This window comes from Parabacteroides hominis (assembly GCF_014287585.1).
GTDB lineage: Bacteria > Bacteroidota > Bacteroidia > Bacteroidales > Tannerellaceae > Parabacteroides > Parabacteroides hominis.
Window position 1 is genome coordinate 33,531 of the sequence record NZ_JACOOJ010000032.1, and the last position, 14,016, is coordinate 47,546.

The following is a 14,016-nucleotide window of genomic DNA, read 5'->3' on the forward strand; positions in this document are numbered from 1 at the left end:
CAATTGTCAATTGCTTTATGTTGAACGTACGTTTTATAATCAAGATGTTAGGGATGATGTTCATCCTCGAAACATTGTTTATGCTGGCAGCAACGGCAGTCGCTTTCTTGTATAAAGGCGACGACTTCTATCCGCTGCTGCAATCGAGCGGCATTATGTTCGGAACGGGAGTCCTTTTTACGTTGATCGGGCTACGAGCCAACGAGCATACCGCCGGGCGGCGTGAGGGGATGCTGACCGTTACCTTGACCTGGGCCCTTTTCTCCCTCTTGGGGATGTTGCCTTTCTATTTAGGAGGGTATATCGATAATGTGACGGATGCCTATTTCGAGACAATGTCCGGTTTCACGACGACAGGCTCTACCATATTGGCCGATATCGAAGCGCTTCCGCACGGGATCTTGTTCTGGCGAAGCCTCACGCAATGGCAGGGCGGTATCGGGATGATCGTGTTTACCGTAGCCTTGATGCCTATTATCGGCGGTGGAGCCACCCAGATGTTCAATGCCGAGACTCCGGGGATCACGCACGAACGTTTCCGCCCGCGTGTCACACAGGTTGCCAAGCGCCTGTGGGGGGTCTACCTGTTCCTGACCATTATCCTTATCGGCCTTTTATGGGCGGGGCCGATGGACCTGTACGACTCTGTCAATCATGCGCTCACCTGTATTTCTACCGGTGGCTATTCGACGAAGAATGCCAGTATAGCCTACTGGGACTCTGCTTATATCGAATATATAATTACGATCTTTATGTTTATCGGGGCGACCAATATCACCCTGATCTATTTCTTTTTTAACGGCAAGCCCAAGAAGCTGTTTACGGATGAAGAAACACGCTGGTTCTTCTGGTTCGTGCTGATTATTACGGCGATGTCGACAGCCTGGATCATGTATAAGGGCATCGTGGACGATTTCGGCACGGCTTTCAGGGAGGCCATCTTCCAGGTAGTGACGCTTGTCACCACTTGCGGTTTCGCAACGACCGATTATATCCCCTGGGGTCCCTTCTTCTGGCTGCTGGCGTTGGTTCTTATGATTGTCTGCGGTTGCGCGGGTTCTACCTGCGGAGGCTTGAAGATGGGACGTTTTGTGATCCTGACCAAGAACCTCTTCAATGAGTTTAAGAAACAGACCCATCCGCATGCCATTATTCCGGTGCGGATGAACGGGCATGCCATATCCGGCGATGTCGTCCACCGGGTGCTGGCTTTTGCCTTTGCTTATATAGCCTTGATCTTTGTCAGTTGCATGGTGCTGATGATCGACGGGATGGGGTTTGAAGAAACAATAGGCGCTGCCGTATCCTCTATCAGCAATGTCGGGCCTGGCCTGGGAAGTCTCGGCCCTGTCGGCAATTATGCCGAAGTGCCGACCGTATCGAAGTGGTTCCTCTCCTTCCTGATGATGGTAGGCCGTTTGGAGATATTCACGGTGCTGACTATACTGTTGCCGGGGTTCTGGAAACAATAATCGGTATGTTACTTTTGGCTTGATCCAAAAGTAACCAAAAGATCAAGGCCGAACCTGCCTCGCTACTCCGTTCCCTCCGTTCGCTGTCGCATCTGAAACTCGCTACGCTCAAACAGCAGATGCTCCGGGCGCTCACTGCGGTCTCTGCGCTTAACGCTCACCAGCTTAGGCCGGAAATAGAGCCTGACGGCTCTGTTGAGGATGTTATGCCGGGGTCTTATCCCCGTATGTTATTAAAACATTCTTCAACGGAGATGAACGGGCCTCGTTCGATCTCATGGATATGTTCCCAGAATTCATCTTGGGTAGCATGGGTTGGTTTGTTGGGATTCCACTTGCTTTCATTAGGCAAGGCTTGGCTTCTCCGCAGTCTGCCGGGGATGGCTGACTGGTAGGCTTTGGATGAAAGGTTACTTAATTTTGTCATAGTTGTAATTTGTTATAAATTAATACTTATATACAATAAATCGGGAATGACCTAATAAACTGAGAGGGTGTATCAAATATGCTTTATTTTAGATGATATATTATCTACTGCCATAGATAGGGTCATATCTACGGGCTTAGATGATACCCTATCTAAGGTAATAGATAGGATACCATCTATGGGAACAGATAGGAGGGTATCTATAATTCACCCGGACGTTCCTCTTCTCCTTCATTCGGCATAGGGGTTCCGTCTGTGCATTTTAACGTCTTGCTGCTAAATTCGATACGCGGTGTTTTCAATAGCTGTGCAGAGCTTGTTCCCGCTCCCGCCTGCGTAACATGCACCAACTGATACATCTTCCCGATCACAAGTCCTGCCGGGACCATAAACATCAGGCGTTTCGGTTCGTTGTTGAGGATGATGGAGGCTTTGATGCGGGTATCGTCCGAAGCGCCTACTTCCTGGAGGTAGATGCCGACCGAAGGGTCGTCGCCTTTGAGAGGGAGGTTTACGCCTTTCACTTCGAGCACCTGTGCGGAGGTGACGCTCTTGTTCACTTCGCCGTTTACGGTGTTGATGATGGTGTCCATCTGGGCGAAGTGCTGGGCGGGGCCCATGTTTTCGACCATTGTTTCCAACATCGCTTTGCGCACTTCGGGCCCTACTGCCATCGAGGCGGTTACCTCATGCTTTGGACGCATGAAAGGTTCGTTTGCGGAGTTGAACACGCCCTTCGTGCCGAAGCGGAGGGTGAAGTAGTCGTAGTTGATGTTGTTGCCTTGCAGCCCCATCTCTACGCCTTTTTCGGCGATGAGGCGGAAGTTTTCGATCAGTTTCTCTTTGGAGTCGGTCGTCACCCCGCCGTTTACGACGAGTTGCGCCAGGTCGTCCAAAGAATAACTCATGCCGCCGATTATATTGAGCGTATAATCGTTTTCATCGGCAGTCAGGCTGTTGGGGACTGTGTTGCCTCTGAGTTTGCCCGGTTTTACTTTTTTAGCCATAATGATTAGCTTTAATGTTTATACTTGATGCATTCACTTGATAAAATGACTAATGAAAACGTACGTTTTTTTTAGTCATTTTTTCAGAGGAAATACAAGGGAGATGAGAAAATATATTTACTTGCTTATAATCCTTGTAAATTAATGTCTAATAGTGATTTTACTCATAAATAAGTTTTTGATCTTATATTAAAAATCTTACCTTTGCAAATGACTAAAAAAAACGTACGTTTTCATTAGTCATTTCAAAACAGCCTCAAAACCCTCATCAACACAAGGTTTTATCACTTTTGCCACCTCGTTTTTATCCACCTGTTCTGGCTTTGTAAGTAGCTGATAATGAGCATGGCGTTTTTGCTGTTTTTGCCCTTTTTGCGATATAGGGCAACTTTTTCCCCTTTCCATATATACGCTTTTATGTATTTTTGCGTTATGAAGTTACGAAAAGAGTGTAATTTATTGGAAATGAGCGTAGGTTAATTGCTCTTGATAGTAATAGGTTACGATTTAGTTAGTTATCTACTGCATTATCCTTCTGCGCGTTGCGTAACCTTCAAAGAACTCTTCGTATGCAAAAGTAGCTATTTAATTCGAGATTTTGATATAAACTCCCGTTTTTTATCCCCTCATTCATAAGAATTTTCCGTAAAAGCGGTATTGTCCGTCGGCACACCATTGCCCAAAACGAGTTTGGAACAAACGTGTGCCGACTACCGCATAGCTGGAGAAAAGGGCATTGCCTCACGCCTAAACGATGTTTAGACAGATGAAGCAATGCCCCTTTCTTTTGCGCCTATGCCAAGAGGTGCTTTTACGGGTTTTCAAATGATTTTTCTTTTTTCGCTGTCTCTTTTGCCGGAAGCGGAAAGTGAATGCAGAGTGTGTCAGCCTGCCCCATGAATGAAACAGGCGCCCACACACAGCCGGACAAACCGGGAAGAATGATTGTTGCCACCCGGCTGAACAAGTTCCGTCGGATCGGAAACAATCATACTTCCTTTGTTGTGGTTTGCCCTTTTCACGCTTCCGGTGATGTCTTTTTCCTTTTGGTGATTCTTTTTTTTACGGATTTTCCCCTGAAGTTTTTTTCTACACAATCTGCCTCTGTTTTCGTTTACCTCCATTTTGCGCCTTTCAGTAAGCCGCATCAGTCAGTCATTTTCGTTCTGGGCGCAAAGGTAATTCCGGGATTGGACGGGAAAGCAAGGTCAAGCCTCCTGTTTTCGGTAAAAATCTCCAGCCCTGCGGGTAGTATTTTGACCGAAAAACCTTGCATTCCCTAATCCCTACCTTTTCAAGCACCCGAAACGAAAACGACCGATGCGACAGAAAGACGCATAAAAAAAATGTCGGATAAACGAGAGGCAGATAAGATAGTTTGAAACTCAACTCCCTCAGCTCTTGAATCCGCATTAAAAACAAAAAAATCAAAAACAGCGAAGATATGACGGCAACGGCAAATTTCAGACAAATGGCGCAACACATCGGGTTGGCGATATGCGGCTTGATGATGCGCACCGCCTTCGGGGTGTTCGGCATCCTTTGGGGCATCATCAGAGAGATTGTAAACGGAGTGTTCCGAGTGGCGATAGGTGTAATCGTGGCTATCCTTTCCACCATTGCCTTCTTTGGCTTCATCCTTTGGTTATTCACCCTTTAACCCTTACCGACATGGCAAAAAGAAACAGCAAGACGGCAGCGCAGCAGTGCAGATATTACGAGGTGGACAACATCTTCGTGTATATGGTGGAAACGTACATCAACGGCAATTTTGAAACTTTCCGAAGATTGTACCACGAACTGAACAAGGACGCACGGAGGGATTTCATGGACTTCCTTCTCAGCGAGGTAGAGCCGACCTATTGGAGAGAGATACTGAAACAGATAATCTAAAAATGACAGCGATATGAAAGGAACAGACCATTTCAAGAGAACGATATATATGTACTTGGAACAGCGTGCGGAGGAAGATGCGCTATTTGCAAAGAAGTACCGCAACCCTGCCAAGAACATGGACGAGTGCGTGACCCACATTCTGAACTATGTGCAGAAAAGCGGTTGCAACGGTTTCACGGACGGAGAGATATTCGGGCAAGCCATCCACTACTATGAGGAAAACGAGATAGAGGTGGGCAAACCGATGGACTGCCAAGTGGTTGTGAACCACGTTGTGAAACTCACGGCAGAGGAAAAGGCGGAGGCACGTCAGAACGCTGTCCGCAAATACCAAGAGGAGGAACTCCGCAAGTTGCAGAACCGCCACAGACCGTCAGCGAGAAAAGAAAACCAACCCCAACCCTCATTATTTGATTTAGGCTTATGAAACCGAAGACCAAGATACAGAAAGAGGTGGCAAGACTTTCCGCCAACCTTCGCCCCATATCAGCGACACAAATAGATTGGGCATACCGCCACTGCGTTGAGCATATCGGCTACCGCACCAAGAAAGGGAACATCACCTGTTCCGACTGCGGTCACGAGTGGCACAGCGACAGCGGACTATGCGACACCCTTGAAGGCTGCACCTGCCCCAAATGCCATGCCGAACTCAAAGTGCAGGACACACGCAGACGCATCTACAAGGAAACGCAGAATTTCAGCGTGATAACCACCTGCAAAGGGTATCAGGTAATCCGCGTGGCGCAGGTCAGATGCGAGAGCAGGAAAGGCGAACCGATGCGTTTCTACTGCCACGAGGTCGTGCAGCGTTGGATTTCACCCGACGGCAAGGTTACGGACATGGCGTTGCTCCGTGGCTTCCTTTTCTGCTATTGCGATGTGTGGGCATTAGGCAGCGATATGGAGGTAAGACCGCACAACAGCCTATACGATGATGTGGTGGCAAGAAGCTGTGCATATCCAAAGATGAGGATATTGCCCCAACTCAGACGTAACGGCTTCAAGGGCGATTTCCACGGCATCTCCCCCGTGCGTCTTTTCAAAGCCTTGCTTTCAGACCCAAGAATTGAAACCCTTATGAAAGGCGGTGAGATTGAGGTCATGAAACACTTTCTTTTCAATACCCGTACTGCCGATGAATGTTGGGCATCATATCTGATTGCCAAGCGTCACAAGTATCAGATAGACAACCTCTCAATGTGGTGCGACTATCTGCGTATGCTCAAAAAACTCGGTCAAGACCTCCGTAACCCGAAGAACATCTGTCCCGAAGATTTCATGGCGGCACACGACAACGCAACCCGAAAAATTGAAGCCATACACGAGAAGGAAAGAGCCGCAGAGCAACGCCGTTGGGAGATTGAAAGGCGTGAGCGTGAGCAACAGCGACAACTCCAACGAAAGAAAGATGCGGAGGATTTCATCGCCAACAAATCCAAATTCTTCGGCTTGGTAATCACGGACGAGGAAATAATCGTCAAGGTGCTTGAAAGCATAGACGAGTATTACAACGAGGGCAAGACGCAGGGCATCTGCGTGTTTGGCAGTGGATACTACAAGAAAGCCGACACCCTCATACTATCGGCAAGGATTGGCGATGAGATTATTGAAACCGTAGAGGTGGACTTGCGAACCCTCGAAGTGGTGCAGTGCCACGGCAAGCACAACCAGGACACCGAATATCACGAGCGCATCATAGACCTTGTGAACAAGAACGCCAACCTTATCCGTGAGCGGATGAAAGCGGCATAGCATAACCCCTAAAACAACATTGATATGGAAGTAAGAATTGAAAGTATGATTTGTGTGTGGGATGATGCAATCCCCACGATGTTCCTTGAATTTGTGAACCTCCTCACTCTCACAACGAGTGAGGGGGAATTGAGAAAGAGCGTAAAGGAGTTTGCCGAGAAGCACGAACTTGACAAGTTTTTCCTTTACGGCTTCGGCTCACACCATTTCTACCTGCACCAACGCTACACAAGCAACCCCGAAATGGTGATGAAGAACAGAGTTCTGTCAGTACATTTTTAACCATCTAAAAAGCAACATTATGACAACACGAATGACCATCAACGGAGTAAGCACCTGCGCGGAAGCAGGTACGGAGAAATACGAGCGTTTCCAATCGGGTATCGGAAGACGCAGGCGGACACTTGTGCAGTACGACTACCGCCACCCCATAGACAGAGAATTGTTCTCTTGTGTCAAACCCACGTTGGACGAGTGCCGAGCCGCACGGGACAAGTGGCTGAACGCAAAGAAGGGAAAGGAGGACAGACTATGAACACGACCTATCAAACGCTGATAGTCAAGTTCAGCGAACCTATCACGGCATTGGACGGTATCTTTGACGATACCGGAGCGTGGGGAACGGACACCCTCAAGGGGTGGATAGATGATTACGAAAGCACACGTTTCACCGCCACCGACAGCCATACGGCAGTCATCACGAGCGAGTACAATATGGAATGTGTGAAAGAGTGGCTACAACGGCAGACCCCCATTTCCGAAATGCGAGAATTTTGAACGGGATGGCGGTGTCCGCACCGCCAATACTTAAAACCCTAAAAACAAAAGATATGATAGCCAAGACGATATTACAGCAGATAGGCGGAAAACGCTTCACCGCCATGACAGGTAGCCGTGATTTCATAGATATGGGCAACGGCTTACGGATGAGCCTTGCAAGGAACAAAACAAGTGCCAACCGCCTTGACATCATCTATGACGAAGGGGCAGACCTCTACAATATGCGCTTCTACCGCAGGACGTTCAGCAAAAAGACCTTTGAGTGCAAGACAAAGGACATTGCCGTACACGAGGGTATCTATTTTGATATGCTGGAGGAAATGTTCACGATGGTGACGGGACTTTACACACGCTTTTGAGTGGCGGGGCGGCGAGAGCCGCCCTACTTTCTTTCAGTGAGCATGATGGCGGACAAAGAAAGTAGCAAAGAAACCTTTGTCCAATCTGCGATAACTAAAAAATCCGCAAGTAAAACTTGCGGAGGCTATATATTGGGTCGTTATTTTTTGGTGGAGGGGAATGATAATCTCGAACCGTTGAACTACACATTTCTGCTTCGTCTCCATTTCCCCCAACGATTTGATACGTTCAATCATTTTTGTTGTTCCTTTCTGAATTTTCCTAAATACTTTCTTCATAATTTCGCTATACTTTTTATGGTTAATAACTATGTTTTGTATTGCTCTCACAACACTTACAACTTGAAGTGTTATTTGGAAACCGATAGGCAAAAATGGCTCAACGATGTCAATTAACGAGAAAATCCTACGATAATCTATCAAGTGATAGAGCAAAAGACGTGCCAAGTTAAATATGGCACGTCTTTTGCCAGTTTTGTCAGTCCTTTTATGGGATATACAACAGCGCAAACTCCGCCTTTCTCCGTTTGAGCAGCATGGCGTGGCGTTTTCCTTTGTAGTTGCAGAAGGCTATATACTCACGGTAGATGTTCCTGTCACCAGCTTCCAGCTTCTTGATTAAGGTGCTTTTGGGGATTGTTTTGCTGCCTAACAGCTTCGCCGGTCCCACATTGTAAGCTAACGTGCCAAGCAAAATCGAATCAACCCCGAATTTACGGAACATGGCGACAAATTTGCGCAGGTCTTTCCGCAAAAGTTCATCCGCATCCCGTTTTGTCATGGTTCGTGCCGAATACTTCTCGTTTGGCAAAAGTTTGTGACCCCAACCGACGTATGGGTAGTGTTTTTCTGAGTGCCAGCCTTCAAAGTAGCGGCAGCATAAAAAAGCACGTTCCATAAGCGGCAGTCGGTAGATTGCCGCCTGCCCGTCCGTTCCCTCTTGGCGGCTGATCTGCGCGGACACAGAACAGACCGTCAGAAGTGAACAGAGCATTGTCATGAATACACGCATCATTTCAACAAGGGGCTGAAGTTGCCGATGGGAACGATGGTAAGATCGTCGTCCTTTACATTCCTGTTGTTGAAGTCAAATTCCAGTTCGTAGGAGTTGCTAAAGTTATCCTCCACCACCACGATGAAATTATGCGCCTCATCACCCGCCGCCGTGTAGTACAGGCGGAATTTTTCGTTCTCCAGCAGGTAGCGGTCGTTAGGCAGGAAGGTGATGCCGTTATCCATTTTGAGCGAGCCTTCCCCCTCGAACTGGAAATAGCGGATGGTATAGAGCGTACCCGAAAAGTCGCCCTCCTTTTTCAGTTCACAGCGGATTTCCACTGTCTGCCCCTTTACTACCTTGTTCGGCACGGGCATGACCTCCACCGTGAAGGGATAGGACTGCTGGATGTCCATGTCATCGTCACATGACACGAGGGTGAATGACATGGCGGCTATCAGGCATAACGCCACTGCCTTGAATATTGATGTTCTCTTGTTTCTGTTGTTCAGTATGTTCATTGTTCTTCGATTTTTAGATGGTTGTTTTTCTGTTTTTTCGTTGTCAGTTGCAGGTACTCGTTCAAGTCCTTGCAACCGTCATAGAGGGAGGAACGGTCGGTGACACGTTCCCCGTATCGCATGGTAAGTGCGGCAAGCGTCCGCCGTCCGGCTTCGTCACGGTCGAGGAAGCAGCCGATGCGCCCGTATCCGTCCAGCAATCCCGCCGCCTTCTCCACGTTGGCGACTGAGTTCAGCACAAGACAGTCAGCGTTACCGGTTACACCAAGCGTCACGGCAGAGAGAAAGTCCATGAAGCCCTCGAACACGAGGCACTCGTCAGCCGGGATGTCATTCGCCTTTACCAGTGATACAGACTTCGGAGGTATGCAACCCTTGAAATATCGGCTTCTGACTTCATAGCCACCTGCCATGTTCGGAAAGCCAACGGCAAAATACCGTTTCCCACGCACACCGTAGTTCAAGCGGCAGCAGTGACGGGATGCGATGGCGTAAGGGATGCCCCGTTCCTCTAAATACTCCGTCAGCAGTGAGCGGAGCAGCGGAGCGACCTCCACATCCTCAAAAACGGATTCGGTCGGCTTCGAGAGATAGACGGGCTTTTCCCATCCGGCAACCGTCATATTGGCGGCTTCCGCTATGAACTTCGCTTGCTTCATGAAGTCATCGCTTTGCAGAAACTCCCCGGCAAGCGTGAAGATGTCGCCGCCCTTGCCCAAACCGAAGTCGTACCAGAGCTGTTTCGCCACGTTCACACGGAAAGAGGATGTGCGCTCGCCCCTGTACGGGGCAAGATACCACAGCTCGTTACCGCTCCTTCTGACAGGCTCATGCCCCAGCCGTGCGAGAAAATCCGCAAGCGGCATCCTTCTGACAGCATCTATTTCCGTCCTTTCCATGCCCGTGTCAGTTGATGATGAACTTGATACCGACCCCGAACTGCGTGTGGAACTTCCGTGTGTCGCCACCCCAAAGGCAACGCTCCCGCAGGTTGGCAAGCAGGGCGATACGGTCTGCCACGTAACACTCCACATCGAGCGTCAGCGCACCGCCGTAGATGAAGGCGTCCCGGTCGTGCAGCGTGGAGCCGTCATGCAGCACCTTCTTCCCCCAATTTACCGCCTCATATCCGGCGAGAGCCGAAGCCCCGGCATAGACGAAAACAATCTTTCGGGCGTCCGACAGTATCTTGAAGTAATAGCCGCCCTCCGCCGTGAACTGCGCCACGGGTATCTTGGTGTCCTTGTAGGGATTGTTCTTCAACAGGTATTCGCCACCGAACACCCACTTGTTCCCCTTCTTCGTGTAGGTGGAGAGAGCCGCCCCGAAGCTGTACCCGCCGTCCTTGCCGCCGAGATTGAAGCCGTCCGCCATGTCCGCCCTCACCTCGATGCCCTGCATCTTCGGCAGACACCGCTGGGCGTGCGCCTGCCCTGTAAAAAGGGCAAGCGACGCGATGATTATTGCGATGTACTTTCTCATGGTCAGCGTACTTGAAGTTCGTTGATGGTACCCGCGCGTACCAAATCCTCGTTCTCAATCACGAAGGACTGGTGACGGCCGCCGTTCTTCTCGTTCAATTCCACCACGAGGCACTTGTCATCGGGGATGGTGAACTTCGCCATCGTGAAGACCGTGCGCTCGCTCTTTTTGCCCGGCACGAGGGTGGCGTAGTTCTGCGCGCGGAGCGGCAGAATAATCTGCTCCTGCACGGCAGTACGCTTCGCAACCTTCTTGTCCACGATTTTCCAAGTGATGTAGTCCACATCGAAAGGCACGTTGCTCTGGTTCTTTATCTCCGTGTGGAAATAAAGCAAGCCGTTGTGCGTGTAGATGCCTTTCAACAGGTATTGGATGCCGAAACGCTTGCAGCCGATATGCTTCACCTCGCGCTTGTTCTGTTTGTGGATGGACTTCATGATAAGGCGCACCAGCATCGGGCTTTCGCTGCCCAGCTCTTTCAGATAGATTTCCTGCGCGTTGTTCGGGCGGTTCACCGTGCTGCCGTCATGGATGAAGTCGCACATCTCCACGTTGAGCAACAGCGGTTCGGCGGCGTACTTCACGTTGAAGGTGTAGAAACTGCCGTCCTCCGTGATGACGGACATATTCGTTTCGTTGGGAAAATTCCTTACGGTAGCCTTCACACGGATGATGTTCTCCGCTCCGTCGGCTTTCCCGGCAATCAGGTCGGGCGAGCCTAAATCGACATAGCGCACCTCCGCCGGAAAAATGACGTGGACGGTCTTGTCGTAGGTCACTTCCAGACCGTGCGGCGGTATCATGCGGTCGAAGGTCAGCTTGCGTGACAGCCCGTGATATAGGTCGCCGTCCGCCTCCTTCTGCGGATAGACCTCCTTCGTCAAGGTCGGTTGTTCACTTCCGTTGGTCGTTTCAACGGTTACATTCTCCTGCGCGTTGGCAGTTATGATGCCCATAGCGAGGGCAAACATGATGATTACTTTTCTCATTACTTTTGGATTTTAGTGGTAATTTTTATTGTTTTCAATATTTTTCTTGGTAAAGCATGACCCTGTACCCGGCTTTCAGATGCACCTTGACGGTTCGCATCTTTTTGGCGATGTACTGGCTCGTGCCTTGTATCAGCCCCTTGCCCAAGTCGGAGGCGAGCTGCGCCCCGGCATTGGTGGAGATGTTGATGCTGCTTCCCAGCGAGCCGCCCATGTTGGCGGCGACCTCCCGGACGGCGTTCATCTCCATCGAGTTCGGGATGAAGATGCCGGGCTGTCCGTCCGTGTCATAGACCGCAAGCTCCACGGGGATAATCGTGCCGTCGTATTCCAGCGAGGTAATCTCGATGTCGAGCCGCTCACCCTGTATCTTGCCCGTGCCGACCACCACCGCACCCCGGGGTATTGTCCTGCCTGCCACCGCCATAGGCTCCAGCAGGCGCAGCCTTACCGTCTGCCCGTCCGTCACGCTCTGCGCCCCATGCACGCACGCCGGTATGGTGTTCCTGTCCAATACCTCCGCCGTGCCGACAGCCGTGTTGAAACCCCGGTTGCGTTCCTGCGATAAGGCGGCGACAAACTCCGCGTTACTCATAGGCTGTGAGAGTGAAGAAACTACTTGATGCTCCACCTGTCTGATAGGCATTGCCTTGTTCTTCTTCCCTTTCTGCACGGTAGTTGGCTCTGCCCTCTGTTCCGCCGATGGCTGTCCTCCGTTCTGACCGCCCATGTACTTTGCCGCCAGCTCGTAGGACTTCTCCATAAGAGCCACCTGCTCGTCCATAGAGGAAGCCTTGCCCCTCTCGCTTTCCAGTTCCGACTCCAGCGATGCGATGCGCTCCAACAATTCGTCCATCTCCGCATTGTCGTTTTTCGGCTGGTCGTAGAAGTTTCCGAGCGTGGCGTTCAGGTCACGGTAGGCGGCTGCGGAGGACTGGATGGTCTGCGGCGTGGCTGGCTTTGCCCTTTCTTCCTTGCCGCCCGGATTGGCGAGGTCGAAGTCCACTCCGTTCTCCGTTCCCGCTATCTCGCGGTCGAACATGTCGCCCAGCTGCCCGATGGCACGGTTGCGGCTCTCCTGACGCTCTTCCATCTCCCCATGCTCGTAGGCTTTCAGCTTGTCGCCGATAATCTGCCGGTTCGCCTTGTCAGCGTCGGGCATCTCGGTGTTGTATCCGTCCGTTCCCGGCGGTTGCTCCTTGCCGGAGGACGGGGCGAATATCAGCCACATCGCCCCGATGAACACCAACACCATAGCGGGCAGCACGATCATCTTCTGCCGTTTCAGCCGTTGCGCCTCTGTCAGCGGTTCGCGCTCCTTTTTCGGTTTCCCCGTTTCGGGAGCAGCTTTGTTCTCTTTCGTCGGTTCATTCTTTGTCTGTTCCATATAAATAAGGTGTTAAGTGATTGCCTGTTTCCGCCGGGGTCGGCAGTTCCACCCGTCCGGCGTGTCCCGTTTCCATATGTGAGCCGTCGTTCCTGCCGATGTCATAGACGGCTCTGCCGAAGGTGTAAAGGGCAAGCACCGCGAAGGCGGCGAACATCCCCAGCACGATGCGGCGGCGTGTTTCCGGCGGCAAGCCGTCCAGATACCCTTTGAGACTTGCCGCCAAGCGTTTCCGTTTGTCGTGGAGTTTCCAATACATGCCCCACATTGATTTTCTGATACTTTTCATGTCCTGTTACCGTTTGATAGTCTGTAAATCCTTGTTCTCAATGATGGTGAAACCCTCGATGGTAAAACCGTTCGGGTTGTCATCCGACCGCGATGCGTTCAGCAGGCGGCAGGTGGTCACGAGGCTGCGCTCGGTGACGTTGCTCTGCCGGATGATTTTCTGTGTGGCGTAGGTCACGGCACGGTAGGGATAGGCGTTGAAGTCGCACACCACGCTGTCCACCTTCAGCACTTGGTTGATGTTCCCGGCGATGATGCGGTTGTAGTACCCCTTCTCCGCGAAGTCCGAATAATAGTGGTACACGCTCTTGTCCGCCAGCAGCAAGGCACGTTTCACGTTGTGTTCAATCGCGCTTTTTTCAGGTGATAGCGTGAAGAACATCTCGTGGAAACGGCGCACATGTTCCCGTGCCTCCGCCGGGCGGTTCTGCGACAAATCCTGAGACAAGGCGAGCATCAGGCTCTTGCCGTTGTCCAGCACATAGATTTTCTCCCGTTGCTTCTCTGCGAAACGGTAGGAGTTCCACACGCTCCACACCGTCACCACGGCGCACAGCGAGAGGAAGACGATACCGAACAGGCGTATCTGCCTGAACGACGATTCGATGTTTCTAAGTGATTTGAATTCCATTTATATTTTCCAATTTATGATTGCACAT

At 50.7% G+C, this 14,016-nt stretch carries 22 protein-coding genes; 10 read left to right on the forward strand and 12 right to left on the reverse strand.

Going from position 1 to position 14,016, the window contains the following annotated elements:
- Positions 1 to 17 precede the first annotated feature (17 nt).
- A complete protein-coding gene (locus tag H8S65_RS15555) occupies positions 18 to 1,472 on the forward strand; it encodes a TrkH family potassium uptake protein (protein ID WP_186930816.1) in 1,455 nt (484 codons plus the stop codon).
- A gap of 217 nt (positions 1,473 to 1,689) precedes the next feature.
- On the opposite strand, the gene H8S65_RS15560 is transcribed toward H8S65_RS15555, so the two are convergent.
- The 3 genes from H8S65_RS15560 to H8S65_RS15570 form a co-directional block, all read right to left on the reverse strand.
- A complete protein-coding gene (locus H8S65_RS15560; protein WP_186930817.1) occupies positions 1,690 to 1,899 on the reverse strand; it encodes a hypothetical protein in 210 nt (69 codons plus the stop codon).
- Positions 1,900 to 2,099: 200 nt separating this feature from the next.
- Positions 2,100 to 2,906 (reverse strand): DUF4469 domain-containing protein, encoded by an 807-nt coding sequence (locus H8S65_RS15565; protein ID WP_186930818.1) that lies wholly within the window; start codon positions 2,904 to 2,906, stop codon positions 2,100 to 2,102.
- Positions 2,907 to 3,146: 240 nt separating this feature from the next.
- Entirely contained in the window at positions 3,147 to 3,311 is a 165-nt protein-coding gene (locus tag H8S65_RS15570) for a hypothetical protein (protein WP_186930819.1), read from the reverse strand.
- Between the two features lie 491 nt (positions 3,312 to 3,802).
- On the opposite strand from H8S65_RS15570, the gene H8S65_RS15575 reads away from it, so the two are divergent.
- The 9 genes from H8S65_RS15575 to H8S65_RS15615 all read left to right on the forward strand — a co-directional run bounded on the left by H8S65_RS15575 (position 3,803) and on the right by H8S65_RS15615 (position 7,696).
- Positions 3,803 to 4,189, forward strand: coding sequence for a hypothetical protein (locus H8S65_RS15575; protein WP_009126113.1), 387 nt, complete (start codon positions 3,803 to 3,805; stop codon positions 4,187 to 4,189).
- Positions 4,190 to 4,350: 161 nt separating this feature from the next.
- On the forward strand, positions 4,351 to 4,566 hold the full coding sequence (locus H8S65_RS15580; RefSeq protein WP_004291535.1) for a hypothetical protein: 216 nt from the start codon (positions 4,351 to 4,353) through the stop codon (positions 4,564 to 4,566).
- Positions 4,567 to 4,577: 11 nt separating this feature from the next.
- Positions 4,578 to 4,799 (forward strand): hypothetical protein, encoded by a 222-nt coding sequence (locus H8S65_RS15585; RefSeq protein WP_004291534.1) that lies wholly within the window; start codon positions 4,578 to 4,580, stop codon positions 4,797 to 4,799.
- Positions 4,800 to 4,812: 13 nt separating this feature from the next.
- Positions 4,813 to 5,229 carry a PcfK-like family protein gene (locus H8S65_RS15590; RefSeq protein WP_004291533.1) on the forward strand — a complete coding sequence of 139 codons (417 nt, stop codon included), beginning with the start codon at positions 4,813 to 4,815 and terminating at the stop codon, positions 5,227 to 5,229.
- Positions 5,226 to 6,557 (forward strand): PcfJ domain-containing protein, encoded by a 1,332-nt coding sequence (locus H8S65_RS15595; protein WP_004291532.1) that lies wholly within the window; start codon positions 5,226 to 5,228, stop codon positions 6,555 to 6,557. The genes H8S65_RS15590 and H8S65_RS15595 overlap by 4 nt, the downstream gene beginning before the upstream one ends.
- Positions 6,558 to 6,581: 24 nt before the next feature.
- Complete coding sequence (locus tag H8S65_RS15600) at positions 6,582 to 6,839, forward strand: DUF8466 domain-containing protein (RefSeq protein WP_004291531.1); 258 nt, start codon at positions 6,582 to 6,584, stop codon at positions 6,837 to 6,839.
- 19 nt (positions 6,840 to 6,858) lie between these two features.
- Positions 6,859 to 7,092 carry a DUF3873 domain-containing protein gene (locus H8S65_RS15605; RefSeq protein ID WP_004304291.1) on the forward strand — a complete coding sequence of 78 codons (234 nt, stop codon included), beginning with the start codon at positions 6,859 to 6,861 and terminating at the stop codon, positions 7,090 to 7,092.
- Entirely contained in the window at positions 7,089 to 7,334 is a 246-nt protein-coding gene (locus H8S65_RS15610; protein ID WP_004291529.1) for a DUF6956 domain-containing protein, read from the forward strand. The genes H8S65_RS15605 and H8S65_RS15610 overlap by 4 nt, the downstream gene beginning before the upstream one ends.
- A 53-nt stretch (positions 7,335 to 7,387) precedes the next feature.
- Positions 7,388 to 7,696 carry a hypothetical protein gene (locus H8S65_RS15615; RefSeq protein WP_004304290.1) on the forward strand — a complete coding sequence of 103 codons (309 nt, stop codon included), beginning with the start codon at positions 7,388 to 7,390 and terminating at the stop codon, positions 7,694 to 7,696.
- Positions 7,697 to 7,729: 33 nt separating this feature from the next.
- Here the strand turns inward: H8S65_RS15615 and H8S65_RS21330 are convergent, their stop codons facing one another.
- From H8S65_RS21330 to traK, 9 genes are all read right to left on the reverse strand, one after another.
- A complete protein-coding gene (locus tag H8S65_RS21330) occupies positions 7,730 to 8,119 on the reverse strand; it encodes a hypothetical protein (RefSeq protein ID WP_004291527.1) in 390 nt (129 codons plus the stop codon).
- Positions 8,120 to 8,183: 64 nt separating this feature from the next.
- A complete protein-coding gene (locus H8S65_RS15630) occupies positions 8,184 to 8,711 on the reverse strand; it encodes a glycoside hydrolase family protein (RefSeq protein ID WP_004291526.1) in 528 nt (175 codons plus the stop codon).
- Positions 8,708 to 9,211: a DUF3872 domain-containing protein gene (locus H8S65_RS15635; protein WP_004291525.1), complete on the reverse strand. Its 504-nt coding sequence runs from the start codon at positions 9,209 to 9,211 to the stop codon at positions 8,708 to 8,710. The genes H8S65_RS15630 and H8S65_RS15635 overlap by 4 nt, the downstream gene beginning before the upstream one ends.
- The gene (locus H8S65_RS15640) at positions 9,208 to 10,110 is read right to left on the reverse strand and encodes a DUF8464 domain-containing protein (RefSeq protein ID WP_004291524.1); all 903 of its coding nucleotides are present in this window, start codon (positions 10,108 to 10,110) and stop codon (positions 9,208 to 9,210) included. Before H8S65_RS15640 ends, H8S65_RS15635 begins: the two co-directional genes overlap by 4 nt.
- Positions 10,111 to 10,117: 7 nt before the next feature.
- Positions 10,118 to 10,693: a conjugal transfer protein TraO gene (locus H8S65_RS15645; RefSeq protein WP_004291523.1), complete on the reverse strand. Its 576-nt coding sequence runs from the start codon at positions 10,691 to 10,693 to the stop codon at positions 10,118 to 10,120.
- A 2-nt stretch (positions 10,694 to 10,695) separates the two neighbouring features.
- A complete protein-coding gene (gene traN, locus H8S65_RS15650; protein WP_004291522.1) occupies positions 10,696 to 11,682 on the reverse strand; it encodes a conjugative transposon protein TraN in 987 nt (328 codons plus the stop codon).
- Positions 11,683 to 11,716: 34 nt separating this feature from the next.
- Positions 11,717 to 13,069 carry a conjugative transposon protein TraM gene (gene traM / locus H8S65_RS15655; RefSeq protein ID WP_004291521.1) on the reverse strand — a complete coding sequence of 451 codons (1,353 nt, stop codon included), beginning with the start codon at positions 13,067 to 13,069 and terminating at the stop codon, positions 11,717 to 11,719.
- On the reverse strand, positions 13,050 to 13,337 hold the full coding sequence (locus tag H8S65_RS15660; RefSeq protein ID WP_018697145.1) for a TraL conjugative transposon family protein: 288 nt from the start codon (positions 13,335 to 13,337) through the stop codon (positions 13,050 to 13,052). The genes traM and H8S65_RS15660 overlap by 20 nt, the downstream gene beginning before the upstream one ends.
- Positions 13,338 to 13,364: 27 nt before the next feature.
- A complete protein-coding gene (gene traK / locus H8S65_RS15665) occupies positions 13,365 to 13,988 on the reverse strand; it encodes a conjugative transposon protein TraK (protein ID WP_004291519.1) in 624 nt (207 codons plus the stop codon).
- Positions 13,989 to 14,016 lie beyond the last annotated feature (28 nt).